The organism is Cellulomonas triticagri, assembly GCF_003696205.1.
GTDB lineage: Bacteria > Actinomycetota > Actinomycetes > Actinomycetales > Cellulomonadaceae > Cellulomonas > Cellulomonas triticagri.
Genome location: NZ_RFFI01000215.1, coordinates 1 through 3068, shown reverse-complemented (window position 1 = coordinate 3068; position 3068 = coordinate 1). Strand labels below are relative to the sequence as shown.

General features: G+C 78.0%; 3 protein-coding genes and 2 riboswitches. All 3 genes read left to right on the top strand.

All coding sequences use genetic code 11. The features are described 5' to 3' along the window. Positions 1–236: 236 nt before the first annotated feature. Positions 237–351: riboswitch (SAM riboswitch) on the bottom strand. Between the two features lie 234 nt (positions 352–585). Further along, positions 586–685, top strand: a riboswitch (SAM riboswitch). A gap of 53 nt (positions 686–738) precedes the next feature. Further along, on the top strand, positions 739–1344 hold the full coding sequence (locus EBM89_RS20165; protein WP_122151359.1) for an NADPH-dependent FMN reductase: 606 nt from the start codon (positions 739–741) through the stop codon (positions 1342–1344). Beyond that, a complete protein-coding gene (locus EBM89_RS20160) occupies positions 1341–1934 on the top strand; it encodes a flavin reductase family protein (protein WP_122151358.1) in 594 nt (197 codons plus the stop codon). Before EBM89_RS20165 ends, EBM89_RS20160 begins: the two co-directional genes overlap by 4 nt. A gap of 38 nt (positions 1935–1972) precedes the next feature. Beyond that, positions 1973–3068 (top strand): LLM class flavin-dependent oxidoreductase (locus EBM89_RS20155; RefSeq protein ID WP_122151357.1); only part of this gene is annotated, 1096 nt, incomplete at its 3' end.

The window sequence follows — 3068 nt, the reverse complement described above, 5'->3', positions numbered from 1 at the left end:
GGGCCGAGCAGGGAGGTGGGCGCGAGGGAGGACGGCCGGGGCCGTCGGCGGCGCGGCCGGGAGCGGGGCGCGCGGTGGTGCCGGGGTCGCTCGGGGTGCGCTGCGTCAGCGGCGACGACAGCGACAGCGCGCACCGGCGGGTGCGGCGGCCGTGGCGACCACGGACGCCCAGGGCGCCGGTGGCGCCTGCACGGTCCTGCTCATGCGATCTCCTCCGTGCGCCCGTCCGGTGGACGGGCCTGCGTGTTGTCCGTCGCCGGTCGGCGGCGGACCTGGTCCTCACCCGGGGCACCCACCCACGCGGGGGGTTGCCGTCCGACGAGCCGGGGCCTGACGTCGGAGCTCATGACCACCCGGACCGCGTCCGCGGCGCCGCGCCCGGTGGGGCGGTGCGCCGGTTCGGTGATCCGGTGCCGGGGAACTTACGAACCCGACCGGGTGACGTCAACGGTCCTCGCGCTCCGTCTCACCTGGCGAGGCGATGTCACGGGTCTGTGGTCCCAGGCAGACGCACGGTCCCGGATCGTGAGAACTCCGGCCCCGACCCTCGGTGCACGCGCCGGCGGCTGCTACAAACCGGCCCGAGGTCACGAGACCCAGTGCGAAGCCCCGGCTCGCTGGGCAGCAACCCCACGTCACGGCGGGGTGCTCCGGGAGATGACCTGGCCGCCGGCCGGGGCCCGTCAGGGTGCCCGCTCCGCCGCACGGCAACCGTGATCGACACCTTGCGAGGCCCCCATGACGTCCCGTCCCCCTGCCGTCGTCGCCGTCTCCGGCAACCCGCGACCCGGCTCCCGCACCCTGCTCGCCGCCCGCACGGCCGCCGACCGGGTCGCCGCGCTGCTCGACGCCGGCACCTCGGGCTCGCCCGCCGACGGCACCGACCGGGTCGCCACCGTCGACCTGGCGACGCTGGCCGGCGAGCTGCTCGCCCCCGCCCACCCCGCCGCGGACGCCGCGCTCGCCACGCTGGCCGCCGCCGACGTCGCGGTCGTGGCGACGCCCGTCTACAAGGCCTCCTACACCGGTCTGCTCAAGGCGTTCCTCGACCTGTACGGCCCGGACGGACTCGCCGGGGTCGTCGTCGTCCCGCTCGTCGTGTCCGGCAACCCGGCGCACGCCCTCGTCGGCGAGGTGCACCTGCGGCCCGTCCTCGTCGAGCTCGGCGCCGTGGTCCCCACCCGCTCGCTCACGGTGACCGAGGCCCAGCTCGCCGACCTGGACGCCGTGCTGGACGCGTGGCTGCTGCGCGCCGCACCCGCCCTGCGCCGCGCGACCGGTCTGGCTGACGCCGACCGTGTCACCGCCGCCGACCGTGCGCCCGAGCCGGCGGTGTCCCGGTGACCGCCGAGCGCGCGGACCTGTCCGCCCTGGAGCGCCTGCTCGCCGAGCAGGACGAGCCCCAGCTCGACCCGCAGCAGTTCAAGCAGGTGTTCCGTCGCCACCCCGCGGGCGTGGCCGTGGTGGCGCTGCGGCACGAGGGCCGGCCGGTCGGGTTCACCGCGACGTCGGTGATCTCGGTGTCCGCCGCACCGCCGCTGCTCGCGTTCTCGCTCGCGTCGACCTCGTCGTCCTGGCCCGCGGTGTCCGCGGCCCGCACGCTCGCCGTGAGCTTCCTCGCCGACCACCAGGGCGACGTGTCCGCACGGTTCGCGACCAGCGGCATCGACCGGTTCGCCGACGGCGGCTGGACCTCGCTGACCACCGGCGAGCCCGTCGTCGACGGCGCCGTGTCCTGGGTCCGTGCGCGGGTGGTGCAGCGCACGCCCGTCGGCGACTCCTACCTGGTGTCGCTGCGCGCGCTCGCCACCGACGCCGGGGTGCCCGGCACGACCGCGGGGCCCGCGACCCCGCAGGGTGCCCCCGCCGCCGCGTCCCCGCTGGTCTACCACGACCGCACCTACCACCGGATCGGCGACCACTCCGCGCTCTGAGCGCCGCCGCCCGCCGTCCCGTCCCCTGGAGGTCCCCCATGCCCGTCCCCCCGCTGCTCGTCGGCCTCGACGTGGACGGCGCCGGCGCGCACCCCGCGGCCGCCGCCCTGTCCGGCCTGAGCCCCGCCGAGGTCGTGTCCGGCGCCCGCCTGGCCCGTACGGTCCGGCACGCCGAGAACGCCGGCGTCACGTTCGCGACGTTCGCGGACGCCGTGCTGCCCGCCGTCCCCGGCGACCCCGCGTCCGCGCGGCTCGAGGCGGTGACCCGTGCCGCGTTCGTCGCCCGGACCACCACCGCGATCGGTCTGGTGCCCGAGGTGCCGACGACGTACCCGGAGCCGTTCCACGTCGCGACCCAGCTCGCCTCGCTCGACCACGCGACCTCCGGCCGCGCCGGGTGGCTCGCGGCCGTCACGCCCGGCGACGCGACGCCCGCCGCGTACGGCCGCCCGGCCGTCACGGACCTGTGCCGGGAGGCCCGGGACGTCGTGCAGGTCGTGCGCGACCTCTGGGACTCCTGGGAGGACGACGCGGTGATCCGCGACGTCGCCACCGGCCGGTACGTCGACCGCGACCGCATCCACCGGGTCGACTTCGCCGGCGCCTCGTTCTCGGTCACCGGCGCGCTCATCACGCCGCGCCCGCCGCAGGGGCAGCCCGTGGTGCTCGCCCGCGCCGGCGACGTCGCCCCGGGCGAGCGCGCGGACGAGCCGCTGGTCGACGTCGTGCTCATCGGGGGCGACGACGTCGCGGGCGTCCGGGCCGCCGCGGCCGCACTGCGCGAGTCGGCCGCCGGTCCGCACGGCTCCGGCACCCAGGGGGACCGCGCGCCGCAGGTCGTCGTGCAGGTGCGCGTCGCCCTGGACGCGGATGGCCGTGCCGGCCGTGACCGGCTCGCCGAGCTCGACGCGGGCGCCGCCCGCCGCGGGTGGTCGACGGCCGGACCGGACGACTCGCTGGCCTGGACCGGCGACCCCGCTCGTCTGGTCGCGCTGCTCACCGAGCTCGCCGGCGACCCCGCCGTCGCCGGCGTCCGGCTGCTGCCCGCCGTGCTCGACGTCGACCTGCCCGTCCTGGCCCGCGACGTCCTGCCCGCGCTGCGCGCCGCCCGCGTCACCGCCGCCCCGCGCGGCG

Coding starts and splice junctions, on each gene's coding strand:
- EBM89_RS20165 (WP_122151359.1), top strand. CDS start 739: ATGACGTCCCGTCCCCCTGCCGTCGTCGCCGTCTCCGGCAACCCGCGA.